Source organism: Novosphingobium rosa NBRC 15208 (assembly GCF_001598555.1).
Lineage (GTDB): Bacteria > Pseudomonadota > Alphaproteobacteria > Sphingomonadales > Sphingomonadaceae > Novosphingobium > Novosphingobium rosa.
In genome coordinates this window covers 159,705-175,568 of sequence record NZ_BCZE01000009.1, presented here as the reverse complement: position 1 = coordinate 175,568, position 15,864 = coordinate 159,705, and the positions used below count along the sequence as shown (strand labels likewise).

Annotated in this window: 14 protein-coding genes; 7 read left to right on the top strand and 7 right to left on the bottom strand. The window is 63.7% G+C overall.

Going from position 1 to position 15,864, the window contains the following annotated elements:
* Window positions 1–5: 5 nt before the first annotated feature.
* From benD to SR3_RS04345, 7 genes are read right to left on the bottom strand one after another with little or no spacing between them, the layout of a single operon-like run.
* The gene (benD, locus tag SR3_RS04375; RefSeq protein ID WP_068081239.1) at window positions 6–776 is read right to left on the bottom strand and encodes a benzoate diol dehydrogenase BenD; all 771 of its coding nucleotides are present in this window, start codon (window positions 774–776) and stop codon (window positions 6–8) included.
* Window positions 773–1,795, bottom strand: a complete 1,023-nt coding sequence (gene benC / locus SR3_RS04370; protein ID WP_068081234.1) for a benzoate 1,2-dioxygenase electron transfer component BenC — start codon at window positions 1,793–1,795, stop codon at window positions 773–775. The genes benD and benC overlap by 4 nt, the downstream gene beginning before the upstream one ends.
* A gap of 22 nt (window positions 1,796–1,817) precedes the next feature.
* Window positions 1,818–2,324 (bottom strand): benzoate 1,2-dioxygenase small subunit, encoded by a 507-nt coding sequence (gene benB / locus SR3_RS04365; protein WP_068081229.1) that lies wholly within the window; start codon window positions 2,322–2,324, stop codon window positions 1,818–1,820.
* Window positions 2,321–3,661, bottom strand: coding sequence for a Rieske 2Fe-2S domain-containing protein (locus SR3_RS04360; RefSeq protein ID WP_068081225.1), 1,341 nt, complete (start codon window positions 3,659–3,661; stop codon window positions 2,321–2,323). Before SR3_RS04360 ends, benB begins: the two co-directional genes overlap by 4 nt.
* 14 nt (window positions 3,662–3,675) lie before the next feature.
* Window positions 3,676–4,572, bottom strand: coding sequence for a dioxygenase family protein (locus tag SR3_RS04355; protein WP_068081222.1), 897 nt, complete (start codon window positions 4,570–4,572; stop codon window positions 3,676–3,678).
* A gap of 55 nt (window positions 4,573–4,627) precedes the next feature.
* Window positions 4,628–4,918: a muconolactone Delta-isomerase gene (gene catC, locus SR3_RS04350; RefSeq protein WP_068081219.1), complete on the bottom strand. Its 291-nt coding sequence runs from the start codon at window positions 4,916–4,918 to the stop codon at window positions 4,628–4,630.
* Between the two features lies 1 nt (window position 4,919).
* Complete coding sequence (locus tag SR3_RS04345) at window positions 4,920–6,080, bottom strand: muconate/chloromuconate family cycloisomerase (RefSeq protein ID WP_068081216.1); 1,161 nt, start codon at window positions 6,078–6,080, stop codon at window positions 4,920–4,922.
* A 108-nt stretch (window positions 6,081–6,188) separates the two neighbouring features.
* Here SR3_RS04345 and SR3_RS04340 point away from each other — a divergent pair, with 108 nt between their 5' ends.
* The 7 genes from SR3_RS04340 to SR3_RS04310 all read left to right on the top strand — a co-directional run bounded on the left by SR3_RS04340 (window position 6,189) and on the right by SR3_RS04310 (window position 15,792).
* Window positions 6,189–7,130, top strand: coding sequence for a LysR family transcriptional regulator (locus tag SR3_RS04340; RefSeq protein WP_068081213.1), 942 nt, complete (start codon window positions 6,189–6,191; stop codon window positions 7,128–7,130).
* 349 nt (window positions 7,131–7,479) lie between these two features.
* On the top strand, window positions 7,480–8,421 hold the full coding sequence (locus tag SR3_RS04335; protein ID WP_169805557.1) for a SphA family protein: 942 nt from the start codon (window positions 7,480–7,482) through the stop codon (window positions 8,419–8,421).
* A 70-nt stretch (window positions 8,422–8,491) separates the two neighbouring features.
* Complete coding sequence (locus tag SR3_RS04330; protein WP_068081207.1) at window positions 8,492–10,090, top strand: GMC family oxidoreductase; 1,599 nt, start codon at window positions 8,492–8,494, stop codon at window positions 10,088–10,090.
* 531 nt (window positions 10,091–10,621) lie between these two features.
* Entirely contained in the window at window positions 10,622–11,647 is a 1,026-nt protein-coding gene (locus tag SR3_RS04325; RefSeq protein WP_068081205.1) for a YncE family protein, read from the top strand.
* A gap of 26 nt (window positions 11,648–11,673) precedes the next feature.
* A complete protein-coding gene (locus SR3_RS04320; RefSeq protein WP_068081202.1) occupies window positions 11,674–12,372 on the top strand; it encodes a phosphatase PAP2 family protein in 699 nt (232 codons plus the stop codon).
* Between the two features lie 25 nt (window positions 12,373–12,397).
* Window positions 12,398–14,839 carry a TonB-dependent receptor gene (locus tag SR3_RS04315; protein ID WP_068081199.1) on the top strand — a complete coding sequence of 814 codons (2,442 nt, stop codon included), beginning with the start codon at window positions 12,398–12,400 and terminating at the stop codon, window positions 14,837–14,839.
* A gap of 176 nt (window positions 14,840–15,015) precedes the next feature.
* Complete coding sequence (locus SR3_RS04310) at window positions 15,016–15,792, top strand: COG4705 family protein (RefSeq protein ID WP_068081198.1); 777 nt, start codon at window positions 15,016–15,018, stop codon at window positions 15,790–15,792.
* The last annotated feature ends 72 nt before the right edge of the window (window positions 15,793–15,864 follow it).

Sequence of the window (15,864 nt, the reverse complement as noted above, 5' to 3'; positions counted from 1 at the left end):
GCTCCTCAGCCCAGATCGCCACCGGCCACGGGAAGCACCGAGCCCGTGATATAGCTGGCCTCGTCGGAGGCGAGGAACAGGATCGGGGCCGCCTGCTCGGCAATCGTGCCGTAACGCTTCACGAAGGTGGATGTCGTGACCTGCTCGACCGCCTCGGCCATCCACGCCTGTTCCCGGGCATTGTCGCCCTCGGCATTGCGCGGCACGCGGCGCGGCGGCGCCTGCGTGCCGCCCGGCGCGGTGGCGACCACGCGGATGCCCTGCTCGCCATATTCCATCGCCAAGGCCTGAGTCATGGCGTTGATGCCGCCCTTGGCCGCCGAATAGGGCACCCGGCGGATGCCGCGCGTGGCGTTGGAGGACACGCTGACGATGGTGCCCTTCCCCGCCTGCAGCATGGCAGGCAGCACCGCATGGCACATGTAGAGCGTGGGGAAGAGCGAGCGGCGGATTTCCGCATCGATCTGCCCGGGCTCGAAGTCGGCAAAGGGCCGCATGCGGATCGCGCCGCCGACATTGTTGATCAGAATGTCGATCCGCCCGAAGCGTTCGAGCGCGCGGGCCGCCACGGCGGCGGCCCCGGCATGCGTCTCCAGATCGGCGATGAAGGACTGGCCGCCCGCATCGCGCGCCACCTCCTCGACAAATGCGGCCCGGTCCACGAACAGCACCTGGCCGCCTTCCGCCGCCGCGCGCTCGGCCACGGCCTGGCCGATGCCTTGCGCCGCGCCCGTCACGATGATCGCCTTGCCGGCGAAACGGTTGGGGAAGGTCATGCCGGCACCGCCTCGCTGGCCGCGAATTTTTCATAGTGGAAACTGGCCGGGGTGACGCCGGTGTCGCGGAAATGGGTGCGCACGGCTTCCACCATCGGCGGCGGGCCGCAGAGATAGACGTCGCAATCACCCCCATGGAGATGGTCCGGTTCCAGATGGGCCGTGACATAGCCCTTGCGCGGGTGCTGGCTGGCGGCATCGGCCACCACCGTGGCATAGGAAAAGCCCGGCAGCTGCGCGCCTGCCGCCTCGATCGCCTCAAGGCCGACCAGATCGGCGTCATGGGTGACGCCATAGACCAGACGGATCGTCTGCTCGCTCTTCCGGGCCGCCAGCACGCGCAGCATCGAGAGCAGCGGCGCAAGGCCCGTGCCGCCCGCCAGCATCACGATGGGGCGGACCGCCGCGCGCAGAAAGAAACTTCCGTTGGGGCCAACAAAGCTCATCCGGTCGCCCGGTTTGGCGGTTTCGGTCAGCCAGCTGCTCATGCGCCCATGAGGCACGTTGCGGATCAGGAAGCTGGCATGATCGCTGCCCGGGGCGCTGCTGAAGGAATAGGCCCGCGCCTCCCTGGTGCCGGGGATGGCAAGGTTCACATATTGGCCGGGTAGGAAATCCACGCCCGTCGCCTTGTCCAGCTTGAGCTCCAGCCGGATCGTGCTGGGCGAGACCTGCTCGACCGCGCTGACCGTGCCTTCATGGCGCTCGGGCGCCAGCTTGCAGGCCGTGGAGGGGACCGGGACATCGATCACGCAATCGCTTTCGACCCGCATCTGGCAGGTCAACACCAAACGTTCGCTGGCCTCCTGTTCGGTCAGCGCATCCTCGACATAATCGTCGCCGAGATCATAGACGCCTTCCTCGCAGCGACATTTGCAGGTGCCGCAGACGCCGTCGGAGCAGTCCATCGGCAGGTTCACCTGATGGCGATAGGCTGCATCAAGCACCGTCTCGCCCGGATTGCAGGCGATCATGCGCGTGGCGCCATCCTCGAAATTGAGCGCGATACGATAGGTCATGGATCCTCTCCAGTCCCCAGTGTCAAATGTGATAGATATCGATGACCTGGGGAATATAGTCGTTTTTCAGAATGATCGTCTTGGCTGCGATCCGCAGATCGTGCCCCTCGCCCACCAGCGTGACGAAGGCGGTGCCAAAGAAGGTCGTGGTGGTGTTGTAGCGCTGGCTCAGCGTCTGCCAGTTGTAGCGCACCTTGGTGCCTTCGCCCTCGGGGCCGACGACCTCGATGTTGCCGATGAAGTGGCTGGTGCGCGGCTCGGGCGTGCTGGCGCCGGAACGCTCGGTCTTGATGCGGAAGACGCGGTCCTCCAGCCCCTGGCGGTTGGGGTAGTAGATCAGCGAGATCTCGCTCTGCGGGTCCTGCGTGAGCTGGTCGTCATCGTCCCATGCGGGCATCCAGTAGGTTGCCCCCGGCGTGTAGCAGGTGAGCCATTCATCCCACTGGCGGTCATCGAGCAGGCGCGCCTCGCGATAAAGGAAAGCGGCGATCTGCTCGATGGAAAGCGGACGGGTCAGTGTATCGCTCATGCCACCTCTCCTTCGGTTTCCAGCGCCTTGCCAAGAACCTTCGCCCAATATTCATGCTGGCGCACGAAGAGGCCTTCATCCTCGGTGCGCTCGCCGCTCAGCAACGGCTGCAGACCGATGGCCCTCGCATTGTCGTCCGGCCCATCGAGCCAGCGCAGCGCGCCGCGGCTCAGATCGTTCCACAAGGCGCCGGCACCCGTGTAGGAGGTCTGGCAGGCGCGGAACTCCTCCAGATCGTCGGGCGTGCCCATACCCGAAACGTTGAAGAAATCCTCATACTGGCGGATGCGCAAGGCGCGATCCTGCGCGGATTCGCCCTTGGGGCCGAAGCAGTAGATCGTCACCTCGGTCTTATCGACGGCGATGGGGCGCACCACGCGGATCTGGGTGGAGAACTGATCCATCAGATAAACGTTGGGATAGACGCCCAGATTGCGCGTCTGCTCCACGATGGGACCGGCGCGTTCGGCACCCAGACGGGCCACCAGCTCCTCGCGATGGGCGAAGATCGGGCGCACCTCGGGGTTGAGCAGCTGCGTCCAGAGCAGGATATGCCCATGCTCGAAGGCATAGACCCCGCCCACGCTCTTCGACCAGCCATTGGCATCGACGGTGCGCGTGCCCTCCGCCTCGTAATCGCGGCGGCCCATGGTGGCCGAATAGTTCCAGTGGACCGAGCTGACGTGATAGCCGTCAGCGCCATTTTCCATCTGGAGCTTCCAGTTGCCCTCATAGATGTAGCTGGAGCTGCCGCGCAGCACCTCAAGTCCCTCGGGCGCGGCATCGACGATCTGGTCGATCACGGCGCGCGCCCCGCCCAGATGCTCCTCCAGCGAAACGACATCGGGATTGACCGAGCCGAAGAGGAAACCGCGATAGGTCTCGAAACGGGCAAGGCGCGTCAGATCATGCGAGCCCTCGGTGTTGAAGGCGGCGGGGTATTCGCCCGTCTTGCCGTCCTTCACCTTCAGCAGCTTGCCATTGTTGCTGAAGGTCCAGCCATGGAACGGGCAGGTGAAGCTGCCTTTGTTGCCATGCTTGCGGCGGCACAGCGTGGCCCCGCGATGCGAGCAGGCGTTGATATGGGCGTGAAGCTCGCCCGCCTTGTCGCGGGTGATGACGACGGGCTGGCGGCCGACGGTGGTGGTGAAATAGTCATTCACCGCCGGGATCTGGCTTTCATGGGCCAGATAGACCCAGTTGCCCTCGAAGATATGCTTCATCTCGGCTTCGAACAGGCGCTCATCGGTGAAGACGTCGCGACGGCAGCGGATCACGCCGGCCTCGCGGTCATCGACGATGGCCTGTTCGAGCGCGGTGAGAAGATCACTGGTCATGGTGCATTCTCCCTTCAGGCCGCGGCGCGGGCGCGGGTGGAGAACTCCTCCTCACCCTTGTCGTGAGCGTGCTGCAGCACGAAATCGAAGCCGATATGCGCGGTGTCACCCTGGCGGTTGGGGACCGGCAGCAGGCCTTCACGCGTGCCAAAGGCGAAATCGTCGGCGGCGAAGGGATCGTCGCCGAAGTTGATCTGCGTGGTCAGCGTGCGGAAGCCCGGCGCCTCGACGAAGAAATGGACATGGGCGGGGCGATGGCCATGACGGCCCAGCGCGGCCATCAGCGTATCGGTCGCGCCGCCCGGCGGCACCGAATAGCCATTGGGCATCTTCGAGCGGAAAGCATATTTGCCATCGGCGCCCAGCTTGATGCGGCGGCGGTTGTTGAAGGGCGTCTGCTCGGTGGTGGGATCGAAATGCGAGTACCAGCCCTGCGAATTGGCGTGCCACACATGCAGGATCGCGTCCTTCACGGGGTTGCCCTGAGGATCGGTGACGCGCCCGCCCATCAGCAGCGTGGTGGTGTCATCCGGATCGTCGGTGAGGTTGACTTCGCTGCCGCCATCGACCAGCGGCGCGCCCGCGACATAGAGCGGCCCCTCGATGGTGCGCGGCGTGCCGCCCGAAAGCCCTGCTTCGACATCCTTGGCGTCGAGGAACAGGTCCATGAAATGTTCAAGGCCGGTGCCGGCGGCCAGCAGGCCCATTTCCGGGCCGCTCTGGGCGAGATAGTTGACCGCGCCCCAGAACTCGCTTTCCGAAATGTCATGGCGCACGATGACCGTCATCGACGCTTCCAGCAGATCGCGCATGATCGCCTTGAGGCGCTGATCGCCCCCGGGTTCTTTGCTGCCGCTGGCCCGGTCGAGCAGGGTCTGGATGGCAGGGGTCTGGATAAAATCTTCTGTCACTTTATCTCTCCCGACTTATCGTTGTGGCCTGTGGGTCTGCGGCCAGAGGGGAAAATCAGCGGTCATCCTCGTGAATGGCCGAGGGGTGGCGGCACAGGGGCGCCACGGTGATGTCCATGAAAGGGTAGAGCGGCAGGGCCATCAGCAGATCGTGCAGATGGCTGTTGTCGCGCACATCGAAGATGGAAACATTCGCGTAGAGGCCCGCCACCCGCCAGATATGGCGCCAGATGCCCTGGCGCTGCAGATCCTGCGAGAAGGCCTTTTCCTTCGCCTTGAGGCGCTCGAACTCTTGCGGGTCGAAGCCCGGAGGAACGCGCACGGTCATCTCAACCTTGAACAGCATGTCAGGCTCCCTGCAGCGCGGCGCTGCGGTGTTGGGTCTTGGTGGCATCGCGGCGGTAGGCAGCCACCTTGTCTTCATCGAGCTGGACGCCGATCCCGGGGCGGGTCGGCACCTGAAGCTGGAAATCGGCATAGGTCAGCGGCCGGGTGACGATATCGTCCGTCAGCAGCAGCGGGCCGAAGAGTTCGGTGCCCCATTCCAGCTCCGGGAAGGTCGCGAAGACATGCGCCGAGGCCGCCGTGCCGACCGAGCCTTCCAGCATGGTGCCGCCGTAAAGACCGATACCGGCGGCATCGGCGATCATGCCCACGGCATGGGCGGGCAGCAGGCCGCCGGACTGGGCGATCTTCACGGCATAGATCCGGGCACCGGCACGCGCGGCGATGTCGAAGGCTTCAAGCGGCCCGTGCAGCGCCTCGTCGGCCATCAGCGGGATGACATGTCTGGCCGAAAGCCGCGCCATCGCCACCACGTTGAGCTTGCCGATCGGCTGCTCGACCAGATCGACGCCCGCATCCTGAAGCAGGGCCATGCCGCGATCGGCCTGAGCCTCGCTCCAGCCCTGATTGACATCGACCCGCACGCTGGCCCGGTCGCCCAGAGCGCGCTTGATGGCGGCGACATGGGCGACATCGGCCTCCACGCCGCGCTTGCCGATCTTCAGCTTGAAGATGGCATGGCGCCGTGCCTCAAGCATGGCCTCGGCCTCCTCGATATCGCGGGCCGTATCGCCGCTGGCCAAAGTCCAGGCGACGGGGAAGGCATCGCGGCGGCGACCGCCGCCGATCAGTTGCGAGACCGGCACCCCAAGGCGCTTGCCCTGCATATCCAGCAGCGCGGTTTCAACCGCGCATTTGGCGATGTGATTGCCGGCGACATGCTTGCCGATGCGGGCCATCACCGCGCCGACCCGGGTCAGATCCTGCCCCTGCAGAAGGGGCGCAATGTAGGTATCGATGGCGAGTTTGATGCCTTCGGGGCTCTCGTCGCCATAGCTCAGGCCACCGATGGTGGTGCCCTCGCCAAGGCCCTCGATCCCGTCGTCGTCCATCAGCCGCAGCAGCACCATCGCCTGGGCATGCATGGTGGCCATCGCCAGAATATGCGGGCGGATCGTGGGCAAATCCACGATGAAACTGTCGATGTGGGCCAGGCTGGCCATAACCGCTCCTGCATCTTGTCTGGTCTTGGTGAGGCAGGGCTACTCCTCCACAGGGAGTCTTGGCAAAGATCATTGAGGTCTATATGCCATACCTGAAAGGTATTACCGATGGACCTGCGCCAACTGCGCTATTTCAAGATGGTGGCCGACGAGCGCAATTTCACCCGCGCCGCGCAGCGCCTGCATATCGCCCAGCCCCCGCTCAGCCGCCAGATTCAGCAGCTTGAGGCCGAACTGGGCACCAGCCTGTTCGACCGCGATGCCCGCCCGCTGGGGCTGACGCCAACGGGCCGCCTCTTCTACGATCAGGCCAATCAGGTGCTGAGTCGCGTGGAAGACATGCGCTCGATGATCACCCGCGCCATCGCGACACAGCAACGCAACTTCGTGATCGGCTTCGTCGCCTCCACCATGTACGCGCGCCTGCCCGATCTCATCCGGGAGTTTCGCAAGGTCGCCCCCGAGGTCAATCTCAGCTTCGTGGAAATGGGCAGCATCGAACAGATTTCGGCGCTCAAGGAAGGGCTGATCGATGTCGGCTTCGGCCGCATCCGTTTCGACGATCCTGCTGTGCGGCGCACCATTCTGCGCAACGAAAGGCTGGTGGTCGCCGTGCCGATGGACCATCCCTTCACGCGGGAGACCGCCCCCATCCCGCTCTCGCGCATCGCGACCCAGCCGCAAATCCTCTATCCGCGCGCGCCGCGCCCCAGCTATGCCGATCAGGTGCTGTCACTGTTCCATGACAACGGGCTGGAGCCCACCATTGCTCACGAGGTGCGCGAGTTGCAGATCGCCGTCGGGATGGTGGCCGCGGAGGAGGGTGTCAGCATCGTCCCGGAATCCGTTCACCAGTCGCGCACGGTTGATGTCTGCTACCTGCCCATTGCCGAAACGCTTTCGTCACCGGTCATCATGAGCCACCGGGTCAACGATATCTCGCAGGAACTGGCGATCATGGCCACGGTGATCGCCACCACATACAGAAGGTGGGACTATCCTGTTCCCGATACGATCACCGAGATGGCGGAGAAATCGGGCCTGATGTAGCGGCCGCTGTCGAAATCACAATCATCTGATATTGAACACTTTTCAAGCTAGACAAGAATCCGGCGGCAAGGCGGCATACACGAAGGGTATCGCGGTCATACTTATATAGTTTTGGACCGCCCCGTGAGCTTCACCCTAGGCTTGCGATGGAAGAGGGCAAAACCCTGTCCGTCGATGATCCATAAAATCCGAAAAATGCCATGGGAGAGTACGATGAAGCCAAGTGCCTTCATCCGATAGCGCTCACGCGCGCCTTACGAAAACTCACGAATTTTAAAAATGAACAGCGCGTGATCGGGCGATGACCTCGCACCGGATCATCAGTTGTGTCCTGAAGGGAGACAGCCATTTGGCCACCACCAGCCTCAAGGCGCGCATGTCGATCCTCGCATGCTGCGCAGCCATCCCGGCGACCGCCGCGCATGCCACGGAGAACGGCACGCAGCATTACCCGGTCGGCCTGCTGACCGCCTCTCAATCGATCATGCCCGAACCCGGCCATGCGACGGTCCAGAATTACGACGTCATCTATGACGCCGATCGCATGAATGACGGCAATGGCAACAAGCTGCTTCCCGATTTTCACCTCAATGTGAAAGTGCAGGCCACCCGCTTCATCTACACCTGGCCGATCGAAATGAACGGACTGACCATCAGCAGCGGCAGCGCGGTCAACTTCTACGACACCAGCCTGAGCATCGGCGCCGAACACGGCGAGCGCTTCCAATTGGCCGACACCAATTTCTCGCCGATCATGCTGCGCTGGACCAACAAAAAGAACCTGCATGTGATGGTGGCCGCCAACGTCTGGGCGCCGACCGGTTCCTACAAGGCGAACCGGCTGGTCAATGCGGGCCTCAACTACTGGTCGGGCGATCTTGAGGCCGGCTTCACCTGGATGCCCACAAGGCGCTGGGAAATCGGCGCGGACAGCTGGACCGGCTTCGCCTTCAACCGCAACAATGCCACCGGCTACACATCGGGCAACACCTTCGATGTCGACTTCGTGGTCGGCTATCGCCCGCTGGTCAGAAAGCCGCAGCTCCAGCTGGCGCTGACCGGCGACTTCTTCCGCCAGTTCAGCGACGACAAGGTCAATGGCCTGAAGGTCGGCGCCGATGGCTTCCGCGGCAGGCAGATGGCGCTTGGGCCCAGCATCCGCTGGGATTTCCGCCCGGGTCTGGCGGTTCTCTTCAAATATCAGAAGGAATTCGACGTGCGCAACCGGCCCGAGGGCGAGAAGTTCTGGCTCGAACTGGCCGTACCGCTCGGCAAGTCGCATCGCGGGTGACCGCCAGTGGCCAGACCAGCTTTCCCCCTGCATCTCGCGCAACAAGCTCACCCCCAACAGGAGCAGTAGAATGCCCTCAGAAAAGTTCGACGTCGTGATCGTAGGCAGTGGCGCGGCCGGCTGCGTGGTGGCCGATTATCTGGCCCGCCACACCAGCGCCTCGATTGCCGTGCTGGAGGCAGGCGGCAAGGACAATGATCCGATGATCCATATCCCCGCCGGCTATTCGGCGATCCTTGCCAAGGACCGCCATGTCTGGGCCTATGATACAGTGCCGGTCCATGGCTCGGTCCGGCGCTACCGCATGGGCAAGGTCGTGGGCGGCGGCAGCTCGATCAACGCCATGTGCTATGTGCGCGGCCAGAAGCAGGACTTCGACATCTGGCAGGAGGCGGTGGGCGATACCGGCGACTGGTCATGGGAGACGATGACCGCCACCTTCATCGAGCAGGAACGCAACGACACCTTCCACAATGCCCATCACGGCATCCATGGCCAGCTCTCGGTCGAGCTGCCCAAGGGCATCAACGAGCTGAACCTGCGCTGCATGAGGGCCTTTCAGGAATACGGCCTGCCGTACAATGCCGATTACAACGGCGAGCGTCAGGACGGTGTCTCGCCGGTGCAGACCAACACGCTCAATGGCAAGCGCTGGAGCGCCGCCGTGGCCCACCTCAACCAGCATCTGGCCAGCGGACGCGTCAAGCTACTGACCAATCGAACCGTCACCAAGGTGCTGGTCGAAGGCAAGCGCGCCACCGGCGTGAGGGTGCTGCACGATGGCGCCGAGCAGGAGATCCATGCCGATCTGGTGATCGTTTCGGCAGGCGCGGTGCAATCGCCCAAGATCCTGATGCATTCGGGCATTGGCCCGCGCAAGCATCTCGAACAGTTCGGCATCACGGTGAAGCTGGATCTGCCCGGCGTCGGCGAAAACCTGCACGACCACCCCATCATCCCGATCTCCGCCTATGTGAAAGGCAAGATCGGCTATCAGAGCGCCGCGCATGGCTTCGGCTCACTGGTGGCGGGCGCACGCTATTTGCTCACCAAGGACGGCCCCGCCTCGGGCAACGGGATCGAGACGGTGTCCTATTGGGATCCGCTCGATCCGGGCAACGAACAGCCCACGGTCCAGTGCTATCATGAGCCGATTATCGCGCTCGACGGGCTCAATGCCACCGGATCGCGTTCCGGCGTGACCTTCGCCACCGTGGTGCTGCAGCCCAGAAGCCGCGGTACGGTGCGCCTGGCCAATGCCGATCCCACCTCCATGCCGCTGATCGATCCCAACTTCATCGGCGATGCCTATGACCTCAAGGTGGGCGTCGCTGCGGTCAAGGCGGTGCGCAAGGTGATGAGCCAGGAATCGCTGGTCGACATCATCGAGGAAGAGGTTCTTCCCGGCACGGACAAGCAGAGCGACGAGGAGATCGCCGACTTCGTCAAGGCGGTGGCCACCACTATGTGGCACCCGGTCGGCACCTGCCGCATGGGCACCGACGATCTTGCCGTGGTCGATGCGACATTGCAGGTCCGGGGCATCGATGCGCTGCATGTGATCGATGCCTCGATCATGCCCACGATCACCAGCGGCAACACCAATGCGCCGACGCAGGCCCTGGCGCTTCATGCCTCGAAGATGCTGGTATCGCGTTACTTCGCATGATCTGAACACCCGGCCCGAAAGGGGACGCGGCAGCGGTCCTTTTTCGGGCATCGGGCCTGCCTGTCTCCGTCCCGGAGGCAGATATCCGCCTTCCCGATCGAGGAAGCGCCCGGCCTCTTCCCGCTTACAAAGCGCACATCGCCGCCTGCCATCGCCCTCCCCGCAAGGGCGCCCCTGCCTGTCAGCTTTTGGGCTGCAATCGGCAGACTGGTTCAGAGCAGCCAGCACCAGATCGCAAGAGAACGCGGCCACGATGGGCACGCCTTGCACAATGCTTGCGCCAATCGCCATGCCCCGGACCGCTCCTGCCATCGGCGCCAGCCCGCTCGATCGGCTTACCCGCGTTCATTTTTTCATATTATTCAATTCATTGATCCAATACTGAACATTACGGCATTATTATAATTTGCCAATGTTGGTCTTTTCCTGACCAAGTCAACGAAACCGTCACAGATCAGTCATCTGATCCGCCTAGTCCGCAGCTCGTCAAGTTCGCGTTGCACTTTCTTTTCATAACACAGGGTCCATCCTATGCTCACCCGCTTCTTGGGGTCGACGGCGCTTGCCGTCTGCTGTCTTGCGTCCGCCTCTGTCAGCCATGCCGCTTCCGCCCCGGCCTATGCCGTTGTGGACAAGGTGGCCGGTGCCGATGGCGGCTGGGATTTCGCCAATGTCGATCCCGTGCGCGGTGTGCTGTATGTCGCGCGCAGCAATGCGGTGATGGCGATGGACATCGCCACGCATAAGGTCACCGATGCGCTCGCCGCAGCTGATGGCAGCCATCAGGCCGTGGCCATCGATGGCGGCAAGACCGTGGTGCAGACCGACGGCAAGACCGGCATGACGCGCTTTATCGACGCCGCCACCGGCCATATCGACGCGCAGGTGCCCAGCGGCCAGAAGCCCGACGCCGCCTTCTATGACGCGCAGACCGGCAAGGTTGCCGTGATGAGCCCCGGCAATGACACGATCACCACCATCGATGCCAAAAGCCGCAAGGTGGTGGGCACGATGACGCTGGCGGGCGGTCTGGAATTCGCCGTCAGCAATGGCAAGGGCGGCGCCTTCATCAATCTGGAGGACGCGGCCAAGATCGCCGAAGTCGATCTGGCCAGGGGCAGGCTGCTGCGCAAGATCGACCTGCCCGGCTGCGAGGGGCCCACGGGTCTGGCCCGCTTCGCGCACGGCACGCGGCTGATTTCGGCCTGCGCGAACGGTGTGGCTCTGGTGGTTGATACGGCCAGCGGCAAGACGCTGACCACCCTGCCGATCGGCAAGGACGCCGATGCCGTGCTGCTGGACGAAGCGCGCGGCCTGGCCTTCGTGCCCTGCGGCGGCAGCGGCACGCTGGTGGCTCTCTCCATCGCCGATGCCAACAAGGTGACCGTGGCGCAGGTAATCCCCACGCAGGTGGGCGCCAAGACCGGCGCCGTCGACCCGCGTGACGGGCGCATCTATCTGCCCACCGCCACGCTGGCCACGCCCGAGCCCGGCGCCAAGCGCGGCAAGCCGCTGCCCGGCACCTTCACCATCCTGATCGTGGCCCCCAAGGCCTGACGCAAGCTTTCCCAAAGGAATACACCATGAAGCGCTTTCTCTCCCTCGCGCTGGCTTGCGCCGCCCTCCCCGCTGTTGCGCAGGCCGAAGCCCCCAAGCATCTCGACTATCTGGATGCCGCCAAGTTCACCCCTTCGCAGATCCTTCCGCCGCCTGCCGCCCATGGCTCGGCCTCCGAGGCTTTCGAGCTGGAAACCCTGCACCGCCTGCTCGCCAAGGCCAGCCCGGAGCGTCTGGCGCAGGCCAAGGTGGACAGCGACAATGAGAACCCCTCGCTGTTCAACAATGTCGTCGGCTTCGATCTGAAGACCAAGCCCGCCACCTGGGCGTTGCTGACGCTGGTGCAGTCCGAGGGCGATCTGGCAGCGGACAAGAGCAAGACCTTCTTCCACCGCATGCGCCCCTACAGCGCCGATCCCTCGATCCCCTTCTGCGAGCACAAGCCCGATCCGGCCAAGCCGGAATACCGCTCCTATCCCTCGGGCCATTCGACGCTGGGCTATTCGGTGGGCTGGGTGCTGGCGCATCTGATGCCTGCCAAGGCGGATGCCATCCTCGCCCGCGCCGCCGACTATGCGATGAGCCGCGAATATTGCGGCGCGCATTATGCCAGCGACACCGAGGCCAGCCATGTCATCGGCACGATGGTGGGCATCGACCTGCTCGCCGATCCGCGTCTGGCCGGCAAGATCGCTGCCGCGCGTGCCGAACTCTCCAAGCCGTAATTCCTTCCTTCAGGGGGCTTTTATCATGATTTCTCTTCCTTCATTGCTGAAGGGCGGCACGGCGCTGGCCGCCGTCCTCGTCGCCACCTCTGCTCTGGCCGCCACAGAGCCCGCACCCGCACCGGCGGACAATCCCGCCGATCCGCAATCGACCAGCGCCAATCAGGCCGGTCAGGCCAATGACAAGCAGGCGCTGACCTCTTCGGACATCATCGTGCTGGGTTCGGGCACGGCGCAGGCCGCCCCGCTCTCGGCTTCGCTGACCACCACCCAGCCGCAGTCGGCGGTCAGCCGCGACTTCATCGACAACGCCAATGCCGCCTCGGACTTCAACGAGCTGATCGCGCTGACGCCCAGCGTCTCGATCACCGGCACCGGCAACGGTCTGGGCTTTGGCGAGACCAAGGCGGTGATCCGCGGCTTTCAGGATGGCGAATACAACGTCACCTATGACTCGATCCCCTTTGCCGACACCAACAACCCCACCCATCACTCCACCGCCTTCTTCCCCTCGGACACGATCGAGACCATCGTGGTCGATCGCGGCCCGGGCAACGCCAGCCAGCTAGGTCAGGCCACCTATGGCGGCAACCTCAACATGTATTCGCGCGGCGTCAGCGACAAGCGCGGCGTGATGGCCGAAGGTCTGCTGGGCAACTGGAACAGCGCCATCGGCCGTTTCGAACTCCAGAGCGGCAAGATCGACAGCCTGAACGGCGCCAAATTCGTGCTGGCCGGGCAGTATCTGCGTTCAGACGGTGCGCTGACCAATTCGCCGGTCAATTCCAAGAACCTGTTCTTCAAGGGCGTGGTGCCCATCGGCGAGCATAACACGCTGACCATCCTGAGCACCTACAACCGCAACTTCTACTATCAGTCCGACGTGCTGAAGGGCGCGAGCTGCGGCGCTCAGGTTTCGGGCGAGGCCACGCTGAAGGCCACCAATTGCACCGCCAGCTCCAACATCGGCCAATATGGGCTGAATTATGGCATGGGCAGCGATCCGACGAAGCAGGATTACTGGAAGTACAATCGCACCGACAAGGCCACCGACTTCTCCTATCTCCGCCTGCAGAGCGAGCTGGGCAGCGGTTTCTCGATGGACAACCGTGTCTATATGTACGGTTACACCAACAACACGCTCTCGGGGAACACCACCAAGGTGCTGAAGGGCGCCACCAACGGTGTCGTGCCGAGCTTCTCCGGCGCGGGCACCGCGGCCTCGCCCTATGTGCCCAATGCCGTTGCGGGCATTCCCGGCTACAACAAGCTGAACAAGTATCGCGTGCTGGGCTACATCGGCCAGGTCGATTACACCTTCCAGTACGGCAAGGTGAAGGTCGGCGGCTGGTACGAGCATGCCAACAGCTGGCGCCACACCTGGGATTTCGACTGGGCCACCGGCCTGCCCAGCTATGACCAGAACGCCAATCTGGGTACGGCGGCCACGTCGCAATATCCCTCGATCTCGATGGCCAATCTGAAGTATGAGCAGAATTCGAGCTGGGATCAGTTCCAGCTCTTCGGCGAGTTCGAAATCCGACCCACCGATACGCTCTCGGTCACGCCCGGCGTGAAGTATGTGAACTTCAACCGCGGCGTGAACGCGCTGGTCAATGCCGACGCCAACCGCTCGCCCTCGAACAATTCGCACACCTGGACCAAGACTCTGCCCTTCGCCACTATCAACTGGCAGCCGGTGCAGAATCTGTCGGTCTATGGCCAGTATGCGCAGGGCATGTATGTGCCTGATCTGTCGAGCTTCTACACGCCCACCACCGGCACCGGCAGCTCGGTGCAGCAGAGCACCGCTCTGGCTTCGGTCAAGCCGCAGACCTCGACCAACTATCAGCTGGGTTCGGTCTGGCATGGCAAGAAGGTCTCGGTGGACGTCGATGTCTACAAGATCGACGTGAACAACAAGATCGCCACGGACAATTCGGTCGGCGCCATCTCTGGCGCGCTGGTGAACATCGGCAGCGTGCATTACAAGGGCGTGGAAGGCCAGCTGGCCTATATGCCCATCGAAGGGCTGACGCTGTTCGGCAATGGCTCCTACAACTATGCCCATTCGGGCAGCACGAGAGCGCAGATCGCCAAGGCGCCGTTCAGCACGGCGGCGGCGGGGCTGATCTACAAGCACCATGGCACCCGCGTGTCCTTCAGCCAGAAGTTCACCGGACCGCAGTACGCCACCGAACTGTCCGCCGCCGTGACCACCACCACCGGCATCCGCATGTATCGCCTCAGCCCCTACAGCACGGGCGAGTTCGCGATCAGCCAGGAGATCGGCCAGCACTTCCGCATCGGCGCCACCGTGTCGAACGTGTTCAACAGCCGGGCGATCACCGCCGTGTCGAATGGCGGCACGACCGTGGTGGGCGGCCAGACCTATTACGCGGGTGCAGACCAGTTCAACTTCCTGCCGCCGCGTTCCTTCCTGATGGATGTGCGCGTAAAATACTGATTTCACGCCACGGGCCGGTTGCAGTCTGGTCGCCGCTGCAACCGGCCTTCTTGTCGCAGACATGGCCTCAAGATTGTCATTTCCCAACCTTGCGATCCGGTGATGGCGCTTGCCCGCGCGGTCTCATACAGGGGACCGATCCCCACCGGCAGACCTTTTCAGGACAACAGACCAGCATGCCTTCCCAGCCCGCCACCTCGCCTCAGGACGATGCATCCGCACTGGCCAAGGTGCCCGCCGTCACGCTGGGCTTCTGGGTGATAAAGATCCTGGCCACCACGCTGGGCGAAACCGGCGCCGATCTGTTCACCCAGCAATATGACATGGGCTATGCCGCCGGCATCGCGCTGTTCTGCATTCCGCTGCTGATCCTTGTCGCCGCGCAGATCCGCGCGAAAGGCTTCCATTCCCTGCTCTATTGGGCGACCATCCTGGCCTCCACCACGGCGGGCACGGCGCTGGCCGATTTCTTCGACCGTTCGCTGGGCATCGGCTATACGGGGGGCAGCGCGGTGCTGCTGGCCTGCGTCGCCGGATCGCTGCTGGCATGGCGGCTGGTGCTGGGTACGGTCTCTGTCACCAGCGTTTCGGAGCCGCGCGCCGAGGCTTTCTACTGGCTGACCATCACCTTCTCGCAGACGCTGGGCACCGCGCTGGGCGACTGGTCGGCCGATGACGGCGGATTGGGCTATCTGGGCGGCGCGGCGGTGTTCGGCGGGGCGCTGCTGGTGCTGGCGCTGATGTATCGCCTCACCGCCCTGTCGCGCACCGCGCTGTTCTGGGCCGCCTTCATCCTCACCCGTCCGCTGGGCGCCACCGTGGGCGATTTCCTCGACAAGCCGCTCGCGCAAGGCGGGCTCAACCTTGGGCGCGACATGGCCACGCTGGTGCTGCTGGCCGCCATCGCTCTGGCGCTGTGGCTGGTGCCGCAAAAGGCGGGCAAGGCGCATTAAGGGGCGCCCGATCCGCAAGACCGCCGCTCCAGCCTGATCGCCCTGACGAAGCACGCCAGAGACAGGCTGCCG

Bases quoted from the DNA above. Each gene is read 5' to 3' on its own strand.
- benD (WP_068081239.1), bottom strand. From the start codon at position 776: ATGACCTTCCCCAACCGTTTCGCCGGCAAGGCGATCATCGTGACGGGC.
- benC (WP_068081234.1), bottom strand. From the start codon at position 1,795: ATGACCTATCGTATCGCGCTCAATTTCGAGGATGGCGCCACGCGCATG.
- benB (WP_068081229.1), bottom strand. From the start codon at position 2,324: ATGAGCGATACACTGACCCGTCCGCTTTCCATCGAGCAGATCGCCGCT.
- SR3_RS04360 (WP_068081225.1), bottom strand. From the start codon at position 3,661: ATGACCAGTGATCTTCTCACCGCGCTCGAACAGGCCATCGTCGATGAC.
- catC (WP_068081219.1), bottom strand. From the start codon at position 4,918: ATGCTGTTCAAGGTTGAGATGACCGTGCGCGTTCCTCCGGGCTTCGAC.
- SR3_RS04345 (WP_068081216.1), bottom strand. From the start codon at position 6,080: ATGGCCAGCCTGGCCCACATCGACAGTTTCATCGTGGATTTGCCCACG.
- SR3_RS04340 (WP_068081213.1), top strand. From the start codon at position 6,189: ATGGACCTGCGCCAACTGCGCTATTTCAAGATGGTGGCCGACGAGCGC.
- SR3_RS04330 (WP_068081207.1), top strand. From the start codon at position 8,492: ATGCCCTCAGAAAAGTTCGACGTCGTGATCGTAGGCAGTGGCGCGGCC.
- SR3_RS04325 (WP_068081205.1), top strand. From the start codon at position 10,622: ATGCTCACCCGCTTCTTGGGGTCGACGGCGCTTGCCGTCTGCTGTCTT.
- SR3_RS04320 (WP_068081202.1), top strand. From the start codon at position 11,674: ATGAAGCGCTTTCTCTCCCTCGCGCTGGCTTGCGCCGCCCTCCCCGCT.
- SR3_RS04315 (WP_068081199.1), top strand. From the start codon at position 12,398: ATGATTTCTCTTCCTTCATTGCTGAAGGGCGGCACGGCGCTGGCCGCC.
- SR3_RS04310 (WP_068081198.1), top strand. From the start codon at position 15,016: ATGCCTTCCCAGCCCGCCACCTCGCCTCAGGACGATGCATCCGCACTG.